The 18,276-nt window shown below is 66.9% G+C and carries 16 protein-coding genes and 2 tRNA genes; 12 read left to right on the top strand and 6 right to left on the bottom strand.

The features are described 5' to 3' along the window. Window positions 1–3 precede the first annotated feature (3 nt). Both G3T14_RS02985 and G3T14_RS02990 read right to left on the bottom strand, forming a co-directional pair. Window positions 4–2,130, bottom strand: a complete 2,127-nt coding sequence (locus tag G3T14_RS02985; RefSeq protein ID WP_163639873.1) for a L,D-transpeptidase family protein — start codon at window positions 2,128–2,130, stop codon at window positions 4–6. Window positions 2,131–2,378: 248 nt separating this feature from the next. Continuing rightward, complete coding sequence (locus tag G3T14_RS02990) at window positions 2,379–3,872, bottom strand: sigma-54 dependent transcriptional regulator (protein ID WP_163639875.1); 1,494 nt, start codon at window positions 3,870–3,872, stop codon at window positions 2,379–2,381. A gap of 294 nt (window positions 3,873–4,166) precedes the next feature. On the opposite strand from G3T14_RS02990, the gene G3T14_RS02995 reads away from it, so the two are divergent. The 11 genes from G3T14_RS02995 to G3T14_RS03045 all read left to right on the top strand — a co-directional run bounded on the left by G3T14_RS02995 (window position 4,167) and on the right by G3T14_RS03045 (window position 14,050). Next, window positions 4,167–6,041: a M3 family oligoendopeptidase gene (locus G3T14_RS02995; protein WP_163639877.1), complete on the top strand. Its 1,875-nt coding sequence runs from the start codon at window positions 4,167–4,169 to the stop codon at window positions 6,039–6,041. A gap of 60 nt (window positions 6,042–6,101) precedes the next feature. Further along, the gene (locus G3T14_RS03000) at window positions 6,102–6,326 is read left to right on the top strand and encodes an AbrB family transcriptional regulator (protein WP_163639879.1); all 225 of its coding nucleotides are present in this window, start codon (window positions 6,102–6,104) and stop codon (window positions 6,324–6,326) included. Next, window positions 6,323–6,709 (top strand): type II toxin-antitoxin system death-on-curing family toxin, encoded by a 387-nt coding sequence (locus G3T14_RS03005; protein WP_163639881.1) that lies wholly within the window; start codon window positions 6,323–6,325, stop codon window positions 6,707–6,709. Before G3T14_RS03000 ends, G3T14_RS03005 begins: the two co-directional genes overlap by 4 nt. A 112-nt stretch (window positions 6,710–6,821) precedes the next feature. After that, window positions 6,822–8,186 (top strand): AarF/ABC1/UbiB kinase family protein, encoded by a 1,365-nt coding sequence (locus tag G3T14_RS03010; RefSeq protein WP_163639883.1) that lies wholly within the window; start codon window positions 6,822–6,824, stop codon window positions 8,184–8,186. Between the two features lie 124 nt (window positions 8,187–8,310). Further along, window positions 8,311–8,604: an aa3-type cytochrome c oxidase subunit IV gene (locus tag G3T14_RS03015; protein WP_163639885.1), complete on the top strand. Its 294-nt coding sequence runs from the start codon at window positions 8,311–8,313 to the stop codon at window positions 8,602–8,604. Window positions 8,605–8,699: 95 nt separating this feature from the next. Continuing rightward, a complete protein-coding gene (locus G3T14_RS03020; RefSeq protein ID WP_163639887.1) occupies window positions 8,700–9,839 on the top strand; it encodes a Re/Si-specific NAD(P)(+) transhydrogenase subunit alpha in 1,140 nt (379 codons plus the stop codon). 17 nt (window positions 9,840–9,856) lie between these two features. Next, window positions 9,857–10,306, top strand: coding sequence for an NAD(P) transhydrogenase subunit alpha (locus tag G3T14_RS03025; RefSeq protein ID WP_163639889.1), 450 nt, complete (start codon window positions 9,857–9,859; stop codon window positions 10,304–10,306). 4 nt (window positions 10,307–10,310) lie between these two features. Continuing rightward, window positions 10,311–11,717, top strand: a complete 1,407-nt coding sequence (locus G3T14_RS03030; protein WP_163639891.1) for an NAD(P)(+) transhydrogenase (Re/Si-specific) subunit beta — start codon at window positions 10,311–10,313, stop codon at window positions 11,715–11,717. A 207-nt stretch (window positions 11,718–11,924) separates the two neighbouring features. Continuing rightward, window positions 11,925–13,667: a single-stranded-DNA-specific exonuclease RecJ gene (gene recJ / locus G3T14_RS03035; RefSeq protein WP_163640151.1), complete on the top strand. Its 1,743-nt coding sequence runs from the start codon at window positions 11,925–11,927 to the stop codon at window positions 13,665–13,667. A gap of 135 nt (window positions 13,668–13,802) precedes the next feature. Next, window positions 13,803–13,886, top strand: a tRNA-Tyr gene (locus G3T14_RS03040). Between the two features lie 90 nt (window positions 13,887–13,976). Further along, a tRNA-Gly gene (locus tag G3T14_RS03045) sits at window positions 13,977–14,050 on the top strand. 114 nt (window positions 14,051–14,164) lie between these two features. Here G3T14_RS03045 and G3T14_RS03050 read toward each other — a convergent pair. Then, complete coding sequence (locus G3T14_RS03050) at window positions 14,165–14,899, bottom strand: hypothetical protein (protein ID WP_163639893.1); 735 nt, start codon at window positions 14,897–14,899, stop codon at window positions 14,165–14,167. Beyond that, on the bottom strand, window positions 14,896–15,198 hold the full coding sequence (locus G3T14_RS03055) for a hypothetical protein (protein ID WP_163639895.1): 303 nt from the start codon (window positions 15,196–15,198) through the stop codon (window positions 14,896–14,898). The genes G3T14_RS03050 and G3T14_RS03055 overlap by 4 nt, the downstream gene beginning before the upstream one ends. Before the next feature lie 397 nt (window positions 15,199–15,595). On the opposite strand from G3T14_RS03055, the gene G3T14_RS03060 reads away from it, so the two are divergent. Beyond that, window positions 15,596–16,060, top strand: coding sequence for a hypothetical protein (locus tag G3T14_RS03060; protein WP_163639897.1), 465 nt, complete (start codon window positions 15,596–15,598; stop codon window positions 16,058–16,060). Here G3T14_RS03060 and G3T14_RS03065 read toward each other — a convergent pair. Both G3T14_RS03065 and G3T14_RS03070 read right to left on the bottom strand, forming a co-directional pair. Beyond that, window positions 16,032–16,340: a hypothetical protein gene (locus tag G3T14_RS03065; RefSeq protein WP_163639899.1), complete on the bottom strand. Its 309-nt coding sequence runs from the start codon at window positions 16,338–16,340 to the stop codon at window positions 16,032–16,034. The two genes, G3T14_RS03060 and G3T14_RS03065, sit on opposite strands and share 29 nt — an antisense overlap. A 228-nt stretch (window positions 16,341–16,568) precedes the next feature. Further along, on the bottom strand, window positions 16,569–17,936 hold the full coding sequence (locus G3T14_RS03070; protein WP_163639901.1) for a hypothetical protein: 1,368 nt from the start codon (window positions 17,934–17,936) through the stop codon (window positions 16,569–16,571). Window positions 17,937–18,276 lie beyond the last annotated feature (340 nt).

The raw sequence follows: 18,276 nt of genomic DNA on the forward strand, positions 1-18,276 counted from the left end.
GTCCTACCACCAGCCGTTCGACGGACGGCCGGTGGGCGGTGTCCACAGGTCGGGATCGCCGAAATCCGCCGGAGGACGGGCCGCGCTGGTGCGTGCGGCCCGAACCGGGGCGGGGCTCGCGTCGGTGCGCGCCTCGCGCTGCGGCTTGCGGCGCAGTTCGGTCTCGTCCGCAGGCATCGGTTCGGCCGCATTGCGCGCGGTCGCGTTGGGCCTCGCGGTGACGGGAAGTCTCGCGGTGACGGGAAGTCTCGCGGCCGCGGAACCCGGAGCCTTGGCGCCCGGGACCTTGGCGACGAGCAGGCTGCCGGGGCTCAGCCCCAGGGCGATCTTCATGCGGGCATCGTAGCCGTAGAGATCGGGCAGGGTGCGGAAGCTGCCCGCATCGTCGACGTAGGCGGTGAAATAGGCCAGATGCACCGGCAGCTTCTCGGCGAGCCGGATCGTGCGCTCGCCCTTGCCGACGAGCTTCTTCAGCCGCTCGCTCGACCATGCATCGGGCAGCACCGCATCGGCGAAGCGAAACGGGTCGTCCACCCGCACGCAGCCATGGCTCAGCGCCCGCTTCGACCCCGCGAACAGCGAGCGGTTCGGGGTGTCGTGCAGGTAGACCGCATGGTTGTTGGGGAACATGAACTTGATGAAGCCGAGGGCGTTGCGCTCGCCGGGCGGCTGGCGCACCGAGACGTTGCCGTTGCGGTAGACCACCTCGTAGCCGCGCCGCGCCGCATAGTTCGGGTCGCGGGCGAGCCCCGGCAGGAACTCGTTCTTCAGGATCGAGGGCGGCACGTTCCAGGACGGGTTGACGACGGCGTATTCCATCAGGCCCGAGAAGATCGGAGTCGGGCTCTCGGTCTTGCCGACGATGACGCGGGCCTCGTCGCGCGGGCGGCCGTCCCGGGTCACCCGCACCCGGAATTCGGGGATGTTGACCATCACGTAGTCGCGCCCGAGATCGGACGGCAGCCAGCGCCAGCGCTCCATGTTGACGAGGAGGGCGGCCTCGTTCTCATCGGCGCGCGGGGCCATGTCCGGCCGGCCGAGCGCCGCCACGGTCAGGCCGGTGAGCGTCCCGGTGGCGGGCAGGCCGCGGCGGCGCTGGAACCCGGCGACCGCGGCCGAGACGCCGGCATCATAGGCGTCCGGCTCGCCGGGAGCGCTGTCGAGGGTGCCGGCGCTGCGGCTCTCGAGGCGGAACCGCGCCCGAAGCGCCGGCACGCGGGGATCGTGCATGCCCACCGTGAGCACCGGGCCGGACGGCAGCTGGACTGTGGGCTCGGAGGACGGCGCATGCACGCCGCGGGCGGCGGCGAGACGGGCCTTGAGGGCGAGATAGCCGGGTTGGGCCGGGTTGTAGGATTGCAGCACGGTGCCGGCGTTGGCACCGGCCGAGGCGATGCGGCCGAGCACCACGTCGGCGGCGGGCAGGTCGAGCACCGGCGTGATCAGGCGCGAGATCGTCGACAGGTTGATGCGCCCGCCTCGGGCGTCGCGGGCATAGAGCGCGACCGCCGCCGACAGCTTCAACTCGGCCTCGGCGACATGGGCCTCGGTCAGGGCCTGCGTGCCGAGCACCGGCACCGGATAGGCGGCCGGGACCAGACCGTCCTCGCCGGCGGCGGCGAGGCGTGCGGCGGCGGCCTTGGCGGCCGGGGTATAGGCACCGTCGACGATCCAGACCGGCTTGAAGGCGCCGAGCGCATAGAAGGCCTGGATCGCCTCGCGCTCCTTGGTGGTGAGCCGGGGCAGGAGCGGAGCGGGGTCGGCGAGACGGGCCGCGATGGCGGCCCCTTGCGGATCGCTCGGGACCGGGGGCGGGGCGGGGGCTTGCACCACCGGGGCCGGCGCAGAGCTGGGCGCGGGACTCGCAGCCGCAGCGGGGACGGAATCAGGCGCCTGAGGCGTTGCGGCGTTCGAGGGCTCGACCTTGGGAACGTCGGCGACCGCGGGTGGCGTCTTGCCAAGATCGGTCTTGCCGAGATCCGTGGTGCCGGAATCCACCGCCGTAGTGCGGACCACGGGAGCCGCCGCCCGTTCGGCGGACTTGTCCGGAACCTGGGCGTGGGCGCCATAGCCGACGCATCCCGCTAGGAGCGCGGAAACGGCGACGGAGGCGGAGCGCGTGACGCCCATGGGTGCAACTCCTCGGGATCGACCAGCACGGCCGACGGACTTCTAAGACGATCGGCAAGTCGGACGATCGCCAGTAGGACGATCGGCAGGCGGACAATGATGTGCAACGGCACACATTTCGTGGAATCGTCGGTTTTCGCCGGTGCCGAAGCGCTGACGCTTCGTTCTTATCGTCCCATCGTCGCCGCGTCAGCCATTGGCGACCGACGCGACGGGGCCGCGTCAGGCGGAAGGGTGCCGACAGGGGATCAGGCCGCGGCTTCTTCGGCCTTCTCGTCCCCGTCGAGGCCGAGCTCCTTGAGCTTGCGGTAGAGCGTGGACCGTCCGATTCCGAGGCGGCGCGAGACCTCCGACATCCGACCGCGGTAGAATTGCAACGCGAAGCGGATAATCTCCGCCTCCAGGCCATCCATCGTCTTCATCTCGCCGGTCTCCTCGGCAACGAGGCTCATGGCGTGCGGATCGCGCACCTCGACGCGGACGAGTTCGCGTACCGGCTCCGGAGCACCGGCCTGGACCATCGGCTGGATCGGGGCGGCCGGGATGCGGACGTCGAAGCCCTCGACCTGCGCGGCAATCTGCGGAAATTCCGAGACCGTGAGTTCGTCGCCATCGGCGAGCACCACGGCACGGAACAGCGCGTTTTCGAGTTGGCGGACGTTGCCGGGCCAGCCGTAGCGGGTGAGCAGCGCCATCGCCTCCGGGGTGACCGCCCGGACCTTCTTGCCTTCCTCCGCGGCGAACCGGGCGCAGAACGAACGCACCAGATCCGGGATGTCCTCGCGCCGGGCGCGCAGGGGGGGCAGCGTCATTGGGAAGACGTTGAGGCGGTAATAGAGGTCCTCCCGGAACCGGCCCTGCTTGACCAGATCGAGCAGCGAGCGGTTGGTGGCCGAGATCAGCCGGATGTCTACCCGGACGCTGCGCTTGGCGCCCACCGGATCGACCTCGCCCTCCTGCAGCGCGCGCAGGAGCTTTACCTGCGCGTCGAGGGGCAATTCGCCGATCTCGTCGAGGAACAGGGTGCCGCCGGAGGCCTCGACGAACTTGCCCATATGGCGCTCGGTGGCGCCGGTGAACGCCCCCTTCTCGTGGCCGAACAGGGTCGATTCCACGAGGTTGTCGGGGATCGCCCCGCAATTGACCGTGACGAAGGATTTTCCGCGCCGGTCGCCAGAGCCCTGGATCGCGCGGGCCAGCACCTCCTTGCCGACGCCGGATTCACCCTCGATCAGCACCGGGATGTTGGATTTCGCCGACCGCTCGGCGAGGCGGATGACCCGGTCCATGTCCGGGCTCTTCGAGGTCAGGTCCTTGAAGCTGAGCGAACCGGAGGCCCGCCGGCGCATGCGGCGGACCTCCTCTTCGAGCTGATCGACCTTGAGGGCGTTCTTGATCGAAACCTGGAGCCGCTCGGCCCCGGCGGGCTTGACCACGAAATCGGTGGCGCCGGCCCGCATGGCGGTGACGACGGCGTCGATGGAGCCGTTGGAGGTCTGGACGATGACCGGGGTGTCGAGGCCGGATTTGCGCATCTCGGCCATGACGCCGAGGCCGTCGAGGCCGCCGGGCATCACCAGATCGAGCAGCACGACGTCGAAGGACTCGCCCGAGCGCAGCAGGCTCAGGCCCTGCTCGCCGCTCTCGGCGACCTTGGCGTCGAAACCGAGACGCCGCACCATCGCCTCGGCGAGGCGGCGCTGCACGGGATCGTCGTCGACGATGAGGACCGTGGTCGACATGGGCAGCGCCTCGATTGCGGGTGTCGGGAGCCGGGTGCGGACCCGAGGCATCGCTCGGGTGCCGGTCGCCGACTGTTTCGTTTCGAACCGCAGGGTGGGGCAAGACCGTAAAGCTGCGCTTAACGACGATCCGATCTTTTTGGCGCCGCCGGATCGGACCGCCCTCTCGCCTTCGCGGAGCCGTTGCGCACAGGCTCGCGACGGGCCGGCGGCAACATGCCGGTTGATCGTGACGCCCGATGCTCGATATCAGCGCGCACGGCACTGCGCGTGCCGCACGGGGAACCAGACGTCATGCCGAGCCGAGCCGCCGCGAGCGCCACCCTCATGGGCACCGTCAGGATCGCGGACGGGAGCAGTGCGGCCCGTGCCGCCGCCCATGCGGCCGATCTCGGCGTCTTGCCCGAATGGGACCTGAGCGACCTGTATTCCGGGATCGATTCCGAAGAGTTCGCCCGCGATCTCGCCCAGGCCGAAGCGGTATGCCGCACCTTTTCGGAACGGCATGCCGGCCGGCTCGCGGAGCTGGTAGCAGGACCGGACGCCTCGGCGCGCCTCGCCGAGGCCGTGACGGAGTATGAAGGCATCGAGGATCTGCTCGGGCGCCTGATGTCGTTCGCCGGCCTGGTCTATTCCGGCGACACCACCGACGAGCTGCGCGAAAAGTTCTACGGCGATACGCAAGAGCGCCTCACCGCCGCGTCGAGCCACCTGCTGTTCTTCGCGTTGGAGCTCAACCGCATCCCGGATGCGGCGATGGATGCGGCGATGGCCGACGGGCCGCTCGCCCATTACGCGCCCTGGATCGCGGATCTGCGTCGCGAAAAGCCGTTCCAGCTCGACGACCGCACCGAAAAACTCTTCCTCGAGAAATCCGTCACCGGGCGCTCGGCCTGGAACCGGCTGTTCGACGGGACCATCGCCGCCCTGCGGTTTCCCGTGCAGGGCGAACAGCTGACGCTGGAGCCGACCCTCAACCGGCTGCAGGATCCGGATGGCGCCGTGCGCAAGGAGGCGGCCGGCGCGCTCGGCGAGGTGTTTCGCGCCAACCTGCGGACCTTCACGCTGATCACCAACACGCTGGCCAAGGACAAGGAGATCAACGACCGCTGGCGCGGCTTCGCGGACGTGGCGGATTCACGCCACCTGTCGAACCGCGTCGAGCCGGAGGTGGTGGCGGCGATGGTCGAGGCCGTGCAGGCGGCCTATCCGCGCCTGTCGCACCGCTACTATCGGCTCAAGGCGAAGTGGTTCGGGGTCGAGGCGCTGCCGTACTGGGATCGCAACGCGCCGCTGCCGAAGGTCGATCAGCGCACCATCCCATGGGCGGAGGCGCGCGACACGGTGCTGGATGCCTATGGGGCGTTCTCGCCGCGCATGGCCGACATCGCCAAGACCTTCTTCGACCGAAACTGGATCGACGCCCCGACGCGGCCCGGCAAGGCCCCGGGGGCCTTCGCGCATCCCACCGTTCCCTCGGCGCATCCCTACGTGCTGGTCAACTACCAGGGTAAGCCGCGCGACGTGATGACCCTCGCGCACGAACTCGGCCACGGGGTGCACCAGGTGCTGGCCGGTCCCAACGGGGCACTGATGGCGCCGACGCCGCTGACCCTGGCCGAGACCGCCAGCGTGTTCGGCGAAATGCTGACCTTCCGCCGGCTGCTGGCGGCCACCACCAACACGACCCAGCGGCGGGCAATGCTCGCGGCCAAGGTCGAGGACATGATCAACACGGTGGTGCGCCAGATCGCGTTCTACGCCTTCGAGCGCAAGGTCCACCTCGCCCGCGCGCAGGGGGAACTCACCGCCGAGCAGATCAACGCCTTGTGGATGTCGGTGCAGAGCGAGAGCCTCGGACCGGCCATCGCCCTCGATGCGGGTTACGAGCCGTTCTGGGCCTACATTCCGCACTTCATCCATTCGCCGTTCTACGTCTACGCCTATGCGTTCGGCGATTGCCTCGTGAACTCGCTCTACGGCGTCTATGCCAAAGCGGAGGGCGGTTTCGTGGAGCGCTACTTCGCCCTGCTCTCGGCCGGCGGCGCCAAGCCCTACGGCGAACTCCTCGCCCCCTTCGGCCTCGATGCCCGCGACCCGGCCTTCTGGCAGATCGGCCTGACCATGATCGAGGGGATGATCGTCGAATTGGAGACGATGGAAGCCTGAAAGCCGCTTGGTGAACCCTGCCTTTCGTTGTACATTCCGTATAACGAAAGGCAGGACGTCATGAAGCTCGAAGTCAAGAAGATCGGCAATTCCACCGGGCTGATCCTGCCCAAGGAACTCCTGGGCAAGCTCAACCTCGCGCAGGGCGACTGGTTGTCGGTGACGGATGGCGGTGACGGCTCCGTGCGGTTGTCGCCCCTCGACCCGACCTTCGAGAAAGGTATGGAAATCGCCGAGAAGGCGATGAAGACCTACCGCAACGCCCTGTCCGAATTGTCAAAATGAGCACGTTAGTCTGGCTGACGAGCGATCTCGTCCAGGCCATCCACGCACGTCAGCTCAAGCTGTTCGGTGGTCCCAGCGGCCTGCGCGACGAAGGGGCTCTCGAATCGGCGCTCGGCCGGCCGGTGAACCGAGCCGCCTATGGTGAGGCCGATCTGGCCGAACTCGCGGCGGCTTACGCCTTTGGGATCGCCAAGAATCATCCATTCATCGATGGCAACAAGCGTGCGGCCCTGCTCTCGGTCGTGGTTTTCCTCGGCCTCAACGGAATCGACTTCGTCGCCGACGAGGCCGAGGCGGTGGTCATGATCCGTGGGCTGGCCGCCGGTGAGGTGGCCGAGGACGGTCTCGCCCGGTGGATCCGAGACAATTGGCCGGCCGCCTGAAGCCCCATCCGCGCCGCAACGGCGCAGCGCCCTGGCAGGGGCCGCCGGCGGGCTTATCTCATCAAGGCATTCGCGTTGCCGGATGCGTCCTCGCCGAGATCTGAAGAACCCGATGGCCGATCACGACAGCGAAGCCAACCGCTTCTCCGCGCGCGCCAGCCGCTACGCCCGCGTCGGCGCCAATGTCGGCGGCGTCGCCGCACGCATGGCCGGAGCCCGGCTGTTCGGCGGCAAGGAGGCACCGACCAACGCGGCGGCGCTCGCCCAGGCGCTCGGCGGCCTCAAGGGGCCGATCATGAAGGTGGCGCAGCTGCTCGCCACCGTGCCGGACCTGCTGCCGCCGGAATACGCCACCGAGTTGCAGAAACTGCAAGCCGACGCGCCGCCCATGGGCGCGGCCTTCGTCAAGCGCCGGATGATGGCCGAACTCGGACCCGACTGGCAGGCCCGCTTCAAGGCGTTCGACCTCAAGCCGGCCGCCGCCGCCTCCCTCGGCCAGGTCCATCGGGCGACCGGCCTCGACGGCACGGCTTTGGCCTGCAAGCTTCAGTATCCCGACATGCAATCGGCGGTGGAGGCCGATCTCAAGCAACTGGAGGTCGCCTTCGCCCTGCACCGCCGGTTGTCGTCCTGGCTCGACACCCGGGAGATCGCCAAGGAGATCGGCGCCCGCGTCCGCGAGGAGCTCGATTACGCGCGGGAGGCCAAGCACGGGGTGCTGTACGGCAACGTGCTTCGCGATGTCGACGAGGTCCGGGTTCCGGCGATCCACCACGATCTCTCGACGAAGCGCCTGCTGACCCTCGGCTGGCTCGAAGGCGAGCGCATCCTGAACTTTTCGCAATCACCGATCGAGATCCGCAATCGCCTGGCGAAGGCGATGTTCAAAGCGTGGTGGCACCCGTTCAGCCGCGCCGCGGTGATCCATGGCGATCCGCATCTGGGCAACTACACCGTCTTTTCCGAGGGCGGAGAAGCGCAGGGCATCAACCTGCTCGATTACGGCTGCGTCCGCATCTTCCATCCGCGATTCGTCGGCGGCGTCGTCGATCTCTATCGCGGACTCCTGGAAGGGGACGAGGCCCGCATCGTCCACGCCTACGAGGTCTGGGGGTTCAAGAACCTCAACAAGGATCTCATCGAGATCCTCAACATCTGGGCGCGCTTCATCTATGGGCCGATCCTGGAGGATCGCACCCGCACCGTCGCGGACGGCGTGAAGCCGGGCGAATACGGACGCCGCCAGGCCTTCGAGGTGCACCAGGCCCTGAAGGCGCGGGGACCCGTGACGGTACCACAAGAATTCGTGTTCATGGACCGCGCCGCCGTCGGCCTCGGCGCGGTGTTCCTGCACCTGCGCTCGGAGCTGAATTATCATCGGCTCTTCGAGGCCGAGATCGAGCGCTTCTCCCTCGACGATCTCCAGGCGCGTCAGGGCGCAGCGCTGACCGCCGCGGGGCTCCCGCTGCCGACATGACGCCGACGTGACAAAAACCGGTTCGTGGCATTTCCGGGGCGCCCATGTCGATTGCGAGCGGCCAAGTCATGCGCTAAGCCCCCTTGGAACTAATCAAGACGACGTTCAAGGGGACGATCCCGAGATGGCCGATACGAAGACCGTGTCCGGAATGCACTACAGCCCGGCGATGGATGAGAAGACCCACGAACAGACCTATCGCGGCTTCGTTCGTTTCGTCGAAATCGGCACCAGCGTCGTCATCTGCTGGGTCCTCGCTTTGGCCATCGGCGGCGTCCACGAGGCTTGGCTGACCGCGATCTTCGCCGTGCTCCTGTCCGGTGTCGCCGGTGCGGTCGGCGCCCTCGCTCCGGCCGTGGCCTGGAAGGCGCCGGCTGCGGTCGCAGTCTTGCTTGTCCTCTACCTCTTCTTCGCGTGACGTAGCTGAGGACTGCTGGCATACCAGCGGCTGGGCTCTATATTCTTGCAGGGTTATGGTGACCCCGAAGGGTTGCCGAGGAGGACTTTCTGAAAATGCGCATCGCTGTCCTGACAGAGTCTGATCCCGCGGAGCCGCGGGTCGCGGCGGTGCCCGAAACGGTCAAGAAATTCATCGCCCTCGGGGCGGATGTGACCGTCCAGTCCGGTGCCGGCGTGAGCGCCGGCGTACCGGACGCCGATTATGAAGCGGCCGGTGCCACCGTCGCTTCCTCGGCCCAGGACGCGGCCAGCGATGCCGACCTCGTCCTCAAGGTCCGCCGCCCCAGCGCCGACGAGATCGCGCTGCTGAAGCGCGGCGCCACCGTGGTGGCGATCATGGACCCGTACGGCCACGAGGCCGAGCTGACGGCGATGGCCGAGGCCGGTCTCGACACCTTCTCCATGGAGTTGATGCCGCGCATCACCCGCGCCCAGGTGATGGACGTGCTCTCCTCGCAGGCCAACCTCGCCGGCTACCGCGCGGTGGTGGACGGCGCCTCCGAATACGGCCGCGCCATGCCGATGATGATGACCGCCGCCGGCACCGTGCCCGCCGCCCGCGTCTTCGTCATGGGTGTCGGCGTCGCCGGCCTCCAGGCCATCGCCACGGCGCGCCGCATGGGCGCCGTCGTCACCGCCACCGACGTCCGGCCCGCCACCAAGGAGCAGGTCGAATCGCTCGGTGCGAAGTTCGTCGCCGTCGAGGACGACGAGTTCAAGCAGGCCGAGACCTCCGGCGGCTACGCCAAGGAAATGTCGGCCGAGTACAAGAAGAAACAGGCCGACCTCGTGGCGACCCACATCGCCAAGCAGGACATCGTCATCACCACGGCGCTGATCCCCGGCCGCCCCGCGCCGCAGCTGGTGTCGGAGGCCATGGTCGCGTCGATGAAGCCCGGCTCGGTCCTGATCGATCTGGCGGTGGAACGCGGCGGCAACGTCGAGGGCGCCAAGGCGGGTGAGATCGTCTCCACCGCCAACGGGGTCAAGATCGTCGGTCACCTCAACGTGCCCGGACGCCTCGCCGCCACGGCGTCGAACCTCTACGCGCGCAACCTCTACGCCTTCGTCGAGACCCTGATCGACAAGGACGCCAAGACCCTGGCCGTCAAGTGGGACGACGAACTCGTCAAGGCGACCAACCTGACCCATGACGGTCAGGTCGTTCATCCCGCCTTCCAGCCCAAATCCTGATCCCGACGGAGGATACGATGGCCACGCTTTCCCCCGATCAGGCTGCAGAGCAGGCGCGCGCTGCCGCTGCCGCTGCCCGAACCGCTGCCGACATCGCACAGCAGCACGCGCTTCAGGCTCAGAAATACGCCGACGGTCTCGGTCACGGCATGTCCGCCGTGACCCACGGCGCCGTCGACCCCACGGTGTTCCAGCTCGCGATCTTCGTCCTGGCGATCCTGGTCGGCTATTATGTGGTCTGGTCGGTGACCCCGGCGCTCCACACCCCGCTGATGTCGGTGACCAACGCGATCTCCTCGGTGATCATCGTCGGCGCGATTCTGGCGGCCGGCGTCCCCTACATCGAGCACGGCACCGGCTGGGCTCGGATCTTCGGCTTCCTCGGCATCGTTCTCGCCAGCGTGAACATCTTCGGCGGCTTCCTCGTCACCCAGCGCATGCTCGGCATGTACAAGAAGAAGGCCTGAGACGATGTCCCAGAACGTCTCATCCCTTCTCTACATCGTCTCCGGCGTCCTGTTCATCATGGCGCTGCGGGGGCTCTCGCACCCGACCACGTCGCGCCAGGGTAACCTGTACGGCATGATCGGCATGGGCCTCGCGGTCCTGACCACCCTCGTAGGCCATCCGCCGACGGGCCTCGGCGCCTGGGTGATCGTCCTGCTCGGCCTCGCCATCGGCGGCGGTGCCGGCGCGGTGATCGCCAAGCGGGTGCCGATGACGGCGATGCCACAGCTCGTGGCCGCCTTCCACTCGCTCGTCGGCCTCGCCGCCGTCGCGGGTGCGGCCGGGACGCTCTACGCCCCGCAGGCGGTCGGCATCCTCGAGAACGGCCACATCCACAAGGAGTCGCTGTTCGAGATGGCGCTCGGTGTCGCCATCGGCGCGATCACCTTCACCGGCTCGGTCATCGCCTTCGCCAAGCTCGACGGGCGCATGTCCGGCAAGCCGATCATGCTGCCGCAGCGCCACGCCATCAACATCGCCCTCGCCATCGCTCTGGTCGGCCTGATCGCGGTGTTCATCGGCACCGAGAGCAAGCTGGTCTTCTGGCTCATCGTGCTGCTGTCGTTCGCCCTCGGCGGGCTTCTCATCATCCCGATCGGCGGCGCCGACATGCCCGTCGTCGTGTCGATGCTGAACTCCTATTCGGGTTGGGCAGCGGCCGGCATCGGCTTCACGCTGGGCAACCTCGCGCTGATCATCACCGGCGCCCTGGTGGGCTCCTCCGGTGCGATCCTGTCCTACATCATGTGCAAGGCGATGAACCGATCGTTCATATCGGTGATCCTCGGCGGCTTCGGTGGCGATACCGCGGCGGCGGCCGGTGGCGGCTCGGTGGAGACCCGTCCGGTCAAGCAGGGCTCGGCGGACGACGCGGCCTACATCATGAAGAACGCCGAGCGCGTGATCATCGTGCCGGGCTACGGCATGGCGGTGGCCCAGGCCCAGCACGCGCTGCGCGAAATGGTGGACATGCTCAAGAAGGAGGGCGTCGACGTGAAGTACGCCATCCACCCCGTCGCCGGCCGCATGCCCGGGCACATGAACGTGCTCCTGGCCGAAGCCAACGTACCCTACGACGAGGTCTTCGAGCTCGAGGACATCAACGGCGAGTTCCCGCAGGCCGACGTGGCCTTCGTGATCGGTGCCAACGACGTCACCAACCCCGCCGCCAAGACCGACAAGGCCTCGCCGATCTACGGCATGCCGATCCTGGACGTCGAGAAGGCCAAGACCGTGCTGTTCATCAAGCGCGGTATGGGCTCGGGCTACGCCGGCGTCGAGAACGAGGTGTTCTTCCGCGACAACACGATGATGCTGTTCGGCGACGCCAAGAAGGTGGTCGACAGCATCGTGAAGAACCTCGGACACTGAATCGACGGCTTGGGTCGGTGCCGGTTCTCTGCCGACACCGATCTCGGGACGCGAGTCATTCGGACGAAGAAGGGGTCGGCATACCAATGCCGACCCCTTCTCCGTTTTCGGATCACATCGGGCTTCCGGTGGGATAGACTGAGCGTCGTGTCAGCCGCATCCGCCCTCGATCTCCCTCGCGCCTTTCTCGACGTGACCTGCTCCGTCATGGGGCGCCCCTGGCGCGACCGCGGGGCGGATGCCGCCACGCAGGCCTATGCGGCGACCATGACCCAGGCCCATGGCTTGCCCGAGCTGCTGGCCCGCGTGCTCGCCGCCCGCGGCATCCGGCCGAAGGAATCCGACGCCTACCTCAATCCCCGTCTGCGCGACCTGATGCCGGATCCGGCCTGCCTCCTCGACATGGAAGCGGCAGCCGACCGGCTCGCCCATGCGGTACGGATCGGCGAGACCGTGGCGGTCTTCGGCGATTACGACGTCGACGGGGCGGCGAGTGCCGCCCTGCTGGCGGGCTACCTGCGCCGCTTCGGCCTCGACGTCCGCATCCACATCCCCGACCGCATCACCGAGGGCTACGGCCCCAACGTCGGCGCCGTGACGGCCCTGGCGGAGGCCGGCGCCACCCTCCTCGTCACCGTCGATTGCGGCACCAGCGGCCATGCGCCCCTGGAGGCCGCGGCGGCCCTCGGCCTCGACGTGATCGTCCTCGACCATCACGGCGCCCCCGAAATCCTGCCCCGCGCCCGCGCCGTGGTGAACCCGAACCGCCTCGACGACCTCTCGGGCCTCGGGCACCTGTGCGCGGCGGGGGTGGTCTTCCTCACCCTGGTCGCCGTGAACCGGCGCCTGCGCCGGGACGGTGCCGCGGACGTGCCGGACCTGACGCAGGACCTCGACCTCGTGGCCCTGGCCACCGTGGCCGACGTGGTGCCGCTGGTGGGCCTCAACCGCGCCTTCGTGGTGCAGGGGCTGAAGGTGATGCGCAGCCGCGGGCGCATCGGCCTCGCCGCCCTGTTCGATGCGGCCTCCCTGAACGAGCCGCCGGAGGCCTGGCATCTCGGCTACCTCGTCGGCCCGCGCATCAATGCCGGCGGGCGCATCGGCGATGCCGGCCTCGGCGCACGCCTCCTGACCACGGACGATGCGGCGGATGCCGCGCGCATCGCCGCCGAACTCGACCGGTTGAATCGCGAGCGTCAGGCGATCGAGGCGCAGGCAGTGGCCGCCGCCGAGGCCGAGATGGACCACGCCCTCGGCGTCGATCCGGACCGGCCTGTCCTCGTCACCGCCTCCGCCGATTGGCATCCGGGCATCGTCGGCCTCATCGCCGCCCGGCTGAAGGAGCGTTTCGGCCGCCCGGCCTTCGCCTTCGCCCTGCGCCCGGACGGCACGGCCACGGGCTCGGGCCGCTCCATCGTCGGCGCCGATATCGGCAGCGCCGTGCGCACGGCCGTTGCCGCCGGCATCGCCCTAAAGGGCGGCGGCCACGCCATGGCGGCCGGCGCGACCCTGTCGGGGCCGGACATCGAACGCTTCCGCGATCATCTCGCGGCGGACCTCGCCGCGGCGGTGGCGGAATCCCGCTCCGTCGCGTCGCTCCTCATCGACGGCACCGTGAGCGCGGGCGGCGCCACCGCGGAGATGGTCCGCCTGATCCACCGCGCCGGCCCCTTCGGCTCGGGCGCCCCCGAGCCGGTCTTCGCACTCCCGCGCCACCGGATCGTCGATGCGGGAATCGTCGGCAACGGACATGTGCGGGCGCGCCTGCGCAGCCGCGAGGGCCAGACCATCGGCGCCATCGCCTTCCGGGCGGCGCAGGGGCCGCTCGGCCTCGCGATCCTCGCCGGAATCGGCCGCGAGGTGCATGCGGCCGGAACCCTCAGCGTCGACACGTGGCGGGGCGCGGACCGCGCGCAGTTGCGCCTCTGCGATCTCGCCCCGCTCGATTGACGGTTCGGGGCCAGCGGGATCGGCGCCGAGTCTTCGGTGGCAAGTCTTCGACGCCAAGTCTTCGGCGCCAAGTGTGTTGACACTCGCCCGAGGCCTCACCATAAGGGCCGGCGCGCTGCCGAGAGGCGGCGGTTTGGGGGAATGTCCCGAGCGGCAAAGGGGGCGGACTGTAAATCCGCTGCGTAAGCTTCGTAGGTTCGAGTCCTACTTCCCCCACCAAACAGTCTTTGCGAGAATCGTGTGCGCGTCGCTCTCCTCATGGCGCGGCGCATTCTCAAGCCTGCCTCACCGTGATAGTGGTCGAGGTATGCGGGTGTAGCTCAATGGTAGAGCAGCAGCCTTCCAAGCTGAATACCCGGGTTCGATTCCCGGTACCCGCTCCACTCTTCCTCTTCTAAATTTCGCAGTGCGTGTAACGGCATACGCCGTTCATGGTGGTATCCTCTGCGAGTGCTCCAAGGTCTGGATACCACTCGGATACCACCTGAACGCTCCTGCTAGAGGCCACCAGGAACGGTTACGGACAGTCCGAAATCGTCCTCCATGCCCGTCATGGGGTCCGGGGGCATTGTGGCGCCCACGACACGGTATCCGGCCTTGAGCAGGCCCCCCGGCCCCAACCGGGCCAAGTCCGGGCGCTGATGGAGCAGGGTGAGACCGGCGTCAGCCGCCGCGATCCTCGCAGGTGCGAACGATGCTTGCGTTCGCCATCCCTCCCGATACGCCAAATCGGCTACCTCATGGTTCCGGGTAGCCGTTTCCAGAGCCTGGTGAGCCTTGTAGACGGCGGTGGCGGTCTTGGCCGCCCTAGCCTCCAATTCCGACTTCGTGGCGGTCAGGGCAGCCTCCACTGTGCGGTGGGCGTCGTTCGCACCTGTGAGGCTACCGAGAATGCGGCGCCATCCTCGCGGCGCTTGGCTCCGGTGGTCGCGGAGGCGGTCGCTGGCGGCGAGGGCTGCTGCTTGATCCACGTCCCTTTCCTTCTGCGCCGTGGCGGCCCTGGCCCTAGCAGCGAGGAGGGCTTCAGGCTTGGCGAGGCGTCCCGACACGGCCATGACCTGGGCGAAGGCTGCATCGTCCCGCATCTGCACGAGGTCGCTCACCGCACGCTCGGCATCGACCAGGGCTCCCTTGTTGGCGCCGGCCTTCAACAGGTGAAGTACGTTGATGCGGTCCATGCGGTCGAGGGCGACCAACGCGAGGATTCCGGCGGCCGTAGCCCGTTCCTTCACCCCTTCGCGTCGGCCCGCAAGGCCTCCGCGAGGGTCGGCTCCATCAGCTTCGCGTGCAGGGCTTCCACCCCCTCGCGCACGCGCGCCTGACCCTCCACGAGAGCCTGCATCGTCTGAAGAAGGAGGTCGATTGGACCGTCCGCCGTGTCCGACCCCTGGGCTCGTCCCGCGAGGGTCGCCAGTGGCTCCAGTTGAGCGAGGATTGCCTTCGTTGTCCTGTAAGTCGCCTCTTCCATCGTCATGCGGGGCGTTCCCGGCTTGGCGATCGCGGTGGTTTCGGTCTTTGAGGGAGTGGACATCGGCCTTTTCCATGCGTGCGAGGACATCGATTTTTCGGAGACGCGCGAGACGCGCGAGGGACCCGATGAAGTTCCCATCGGCCGCCGCGACGACCCATGTGCCTGGCCTGTCGCCGGGGACGACCACGAGGCCGTGGGACCCCATGGCGGCAACGAACCCGGCCTTCGTCGTGGTCGTCGCCCAAGCCTCGGCGACAGCTAACCGGGCCACGGGCAGGTCCACACCCCGACGCGCCGCCTTCTGCTGGTCGGCATGACTGAAGGCGGCGCGGGGCGGCTGCCCCCCCTCGGGAAAGGCCGCGTCCAGGGCGTCCGCCGCCGCGTCCTTGCCGGCCTTTCGTAGGGCAGCCAGGACAGCACGGTGATGGGCGCCGCGTACAGGGCGATGCCCGAGGGTATGTTCCGCCTCCCTGGCGATCCGCTCCTGCCGTGCGTAGTCGTGTCCCGAGGAGAGGACGCCGCCCGTGATGGGATCGACTTCGGCGACGACGACATGCAGGTGGGCGGGGAACGCGTTGGGCGTCGCCCTGGGCTTCACGTGTTCGACGATGAAGGCGGCGGCTACATCGAACTCGAACTCCCGCCCGAGGGCATCGACCACTGCCAGCATCTGCGCCGTGGTCGTCGCCTCGGCGGGGGCGATGACGAAATGGCGGAGGGCGAAGCTTCGGGCGTGACGGCGGGCATCGTCAACAGCGTCGCGCAGGTCCTGGTCGGTCCCTCGCAGGACCCGGACCTGCTCGTTCTCGTCACCGTGCCGGAGGTGAGCGAGGAGGGCTTCCGGGCCTCGGCTCCTCGTCCGGATGCGGATGGACTTGATGACCATCTCCGCCTCACCCAATCGCGAGGTGTCGGTCGATGATGGTTCGCATCGACGCGCTCTCCTGGGCGAGGCGATGAACCGTCTGCCGGTCAAGACCGCCCTCGGCGGCCTCGTTGGCGAAGGCGGCGATCTGGTTGAGATGCCGGCGCAGCACGGCCAGGTCCGCGCGCATGGCCGCCGCGTTCAGACCAGTAGCGGCCTGGTCGCAGGCGGTCCTGATAAAGGCGGACAAGCTGGTCCCGTGGGCCGCCGCCACGGCCTGATACCGGGCCTTACGGTCCCCCGAGATACGAAGCTTCGCCATGGCGTCCTCGGTCATTGCATCAGGCTCCTTGGGGGTTGCACAGGGGGGCGTGCCCCCCTTGCCCTGCTGTCGTCACAGACGACATGCCTGGCACTCTCTCGCACTCTCTCGGCTTTCATCATGACCGATGCAGACGATGATCGCTCATGCCCACTGGTTCGCAAGGTTGGTGTGGACACAAATCGTCATCGGGACTGAAGAAAACTTGAGCCTGCCCTATCCAACGACCTAAGAGGCTGGCATCTATCCTCGGGTCAGCCTGCCAGCACGGCGGAACCATGTGCGTGACGTCTTGCGCTGGCCTAGAGCGGTCACCTCGGAGGAAGGGTCTAGGCATCCCGCTAATCGTCGACGAATAGGCCCCGGAAGCCCTCGGGACCCCCAGATTGCGGATGGCGATGCGCCTTGGTACGACCAAGCCTTCCACCACCATTGTTGGGGAAGCCGACGACGGGCGATGGGCACGGTCACGCAGGAACTAGTGTTGACGGAAGCAGGCACGCTCAGAGCGGCCTCCATGCCTCCACCCGGCGATTCCTGAGTTACGACCACAGTCGTAGAGGGATACGTAGTATCCCTCAGGGGGATCTTCCGCGAAGCATCGGCCGGGTGGCCCTCAGGCAGAAGCACAGGCTGAACGACGCCTGACTTCCTGGCGGGCAGATGGCGGCGCCTGACCAGGACACCACGGCGAGAACGCCTCTGAAGCCTAATCCTGAGTTGGGCGACCACCTGCACCTCTGGCGGCTTCTGGGCGGCATAGGCGGTGTCGGTCCGGTTCTTCGCTCGTCGTGCCCTCTCGACCTTGGCTTCGGTGTCCTGGGCCCGGTTCTCGCGCTCCTCACGCCGCCACTTAGCAAAGGCACCGCCAGTTCTCATCAAGCGAACCTTCGAGGTGGTCAGTTTCCAAGCTTCCTGAAATGCATCTGCCGGCCACGTTACAAGATCTCTATGATCGATGATGCCCCATAGGATGTAAGTAGCACATGCCGCAACATTCCTGATATAATCATCGGAAATATCAGTTTTAGAGAACTCATTAAATAATTTGTTGCGCACAAAATCATAGTCTTCCTCAGTCACACGACAAATCATGTGCGCGTGCAGATCAAACATATTTGTGGAAAAATCATACCGAAGATGAATTCCAATCATTAGAATTTCTATGAGCTTCCGCTTTCGAAGATCGGAAATGTGTTGGTTTATTTCTTTATTAAACCTTTTCATTTCCTCCTTTAAATCACTAACCGGAGACTTGTTATTGGGTATGGCTATACCCCAAAATCGCCAATCTGACGTATTTTTTTCTTTAGAAAAATCGATAAAATCGTTTAATACTTTAAGATTTTTCTTGATCGACTTCTTAGGAAAAAACCGACTCTCACGAAGGGGACGCCCAAACTTGAAAATCTCTCCTGGCTCTTCGTCATTCGTAATGAAATCGTACTCGTCATCCGACGTGTAGGGCGTATCGAACATCGTTACCTTACGGATGATTTCATCCGTGAAGGCTGTCCCGCCAGCACGGCTTCGCCGAGGCGGCTTAGTCGTATCCAGCCCATGGGGCAGTGATGTGGGCTGGATTGCCTGGAATGGTGCGGTGGCGTTCATAGGTGACACCTCGGGGCGGCCACATGACATGACCTCCTTCCCAGGATCATCGAGATCGGTGAAAACCATTGTGGCCACAGAGCCACACAGGCTTCCAATCGCTAAAACTCAAACGTTCCGGTATGTGAGCCCTGCGGCATCGGCCTGCGCTTACGCCGATCCCCGAATGCGCTGCTCTCCGGCGCAGCGAGGCGGACCTTCTCAAAGGCAGTCACGATCCTTGCCGTCCCTGCTGTGAAAGGGTGGAGACACGGGCAGGCCCGGAAACGGAATCGTCAATTTTCCGTCAAGGCTTACGGATTCCGGTGCTCCCACTTCGGCACAACGTCAAAAGTGGAAG

It is taken from the genome of Methylobacterium sp. BTF04, from assembly GCF_010692745.1.
Classification (GTDB): Bacteria; Pseudomonadota; Alphaproteobacteria; order Rhizobiales; family Beijerinckiaceae; genus Methylobacterium.

Excerpts from the sequence above, each read along its gene's own strand:
- G3T14_RS02985 (WP_163639873.1), bottom strand. The coding sequence starts at position 2,130 with ATGGGCGTCACGCGCTCCGCCTCCGTCGCCGTTTCCGCGCTCCTAGCG.
- G3T14_RS02990 (WP_163639875.1), bottom strand. The coding sequence starts at position 3,872 with ATGTCGACCACGGTCCTCATCGTCGACGACGATCCCGTGCAGCGCCGC.
- G3T14_RS02995 (WP_163639877.1), top strand. The coding sequence starts at position 4,167 with ATGCCGAGCCGAGCCGCCGCGAGCGCCACCCTCATGGGCACCGTCAGG.
- G3T14_RS03000 (WP_163639879.1), top strand. The coding sequence starts at position 6,102 with ATGAAGCTCGAAGTCAAGAAGATCGGCAATTCCACCGGGCTGATCCTG.
- G3T14_RS03005 (WP_163639881.1), top strand. The coding sequence starts at position 6,323 with ATGAGCACGTTAGTCTGGCTGACGAGCGATCTCGTCCAGGCCATCCAC.
- G3T14_RS03010 (WP_163639883.1), top strand. The coding sequence starts at position 6,822 with ATGGCCGATCACGACAGCGAAGCCAACCGCTTCTCCGCGCGCGCCAGC.
- G3T14_RS03015 (WP_163639885.1), top strand. The coding sequence starts at position 8,311 with ATGGCCGATACGAAGACCGTGTCCGGAATGCACTACAGCCCGGCGATG.
- G3T14_RS03020 (WP_163639887.1), top strand. The coding sequence starts at position 8,700 with ATGCGCATCGCTGTCCTGACAGAGTCTGATCCCGCGGAGCCGCGGGTC.
- G3T14_RS03025 (WP_163639889.1), top strand. The coding sequence starts at position 9,857 with ATGGCCACGCTTTCCCCCGATCAGGCTGCAGAGCAGGCGCGCGCTGCC.
- G3T14_RS03030 (WP_163639891.1), top strand. The coding sequence starts at position 10,311 with ATGTCCCAGAACGTCTCATCCCTTCTCTACATCGTCTCCGGCGTCCTG.
- recJ (WP_163640151.1), top strand. The coding sequence starts at position 11,925 with ATGGGGCGCCCCTGGCGCGACCGCGGGGCGGATGCCGCCACGCAGGCC.
- G3T14_RS03055 (WP_163639895.1), bottom strand. The coding sequence starts at position 15,198 with ATGTCCACTCCCTCAAAGACCGAAACCACCGCGATCGCCAAGCCGGGA.
- G3T14_RS03060 (WP_163639897.1), top strand. The coding sequence starts at position 15,596 with ATGTTCCGCCTCCCTGGCGATCCGCTCCTGCCGTGCGTAGTCGTGTCC.
- G3T14_RS03065 (WP_163639899.1), bottom strand. The coding sequence starts at position 16,340 with ATGACCGAGGACGCCATGGCGAAGCTTCGTATCTCGGGGGACCGTAAG.
- G3T14_RS03070 (WP_163639901.1), bottom strand. The coding sequence starts at position 17,936 with ATGAACGCCACCGCACCATTCCAGGCAATCCAGCCCACATCACTGCCC.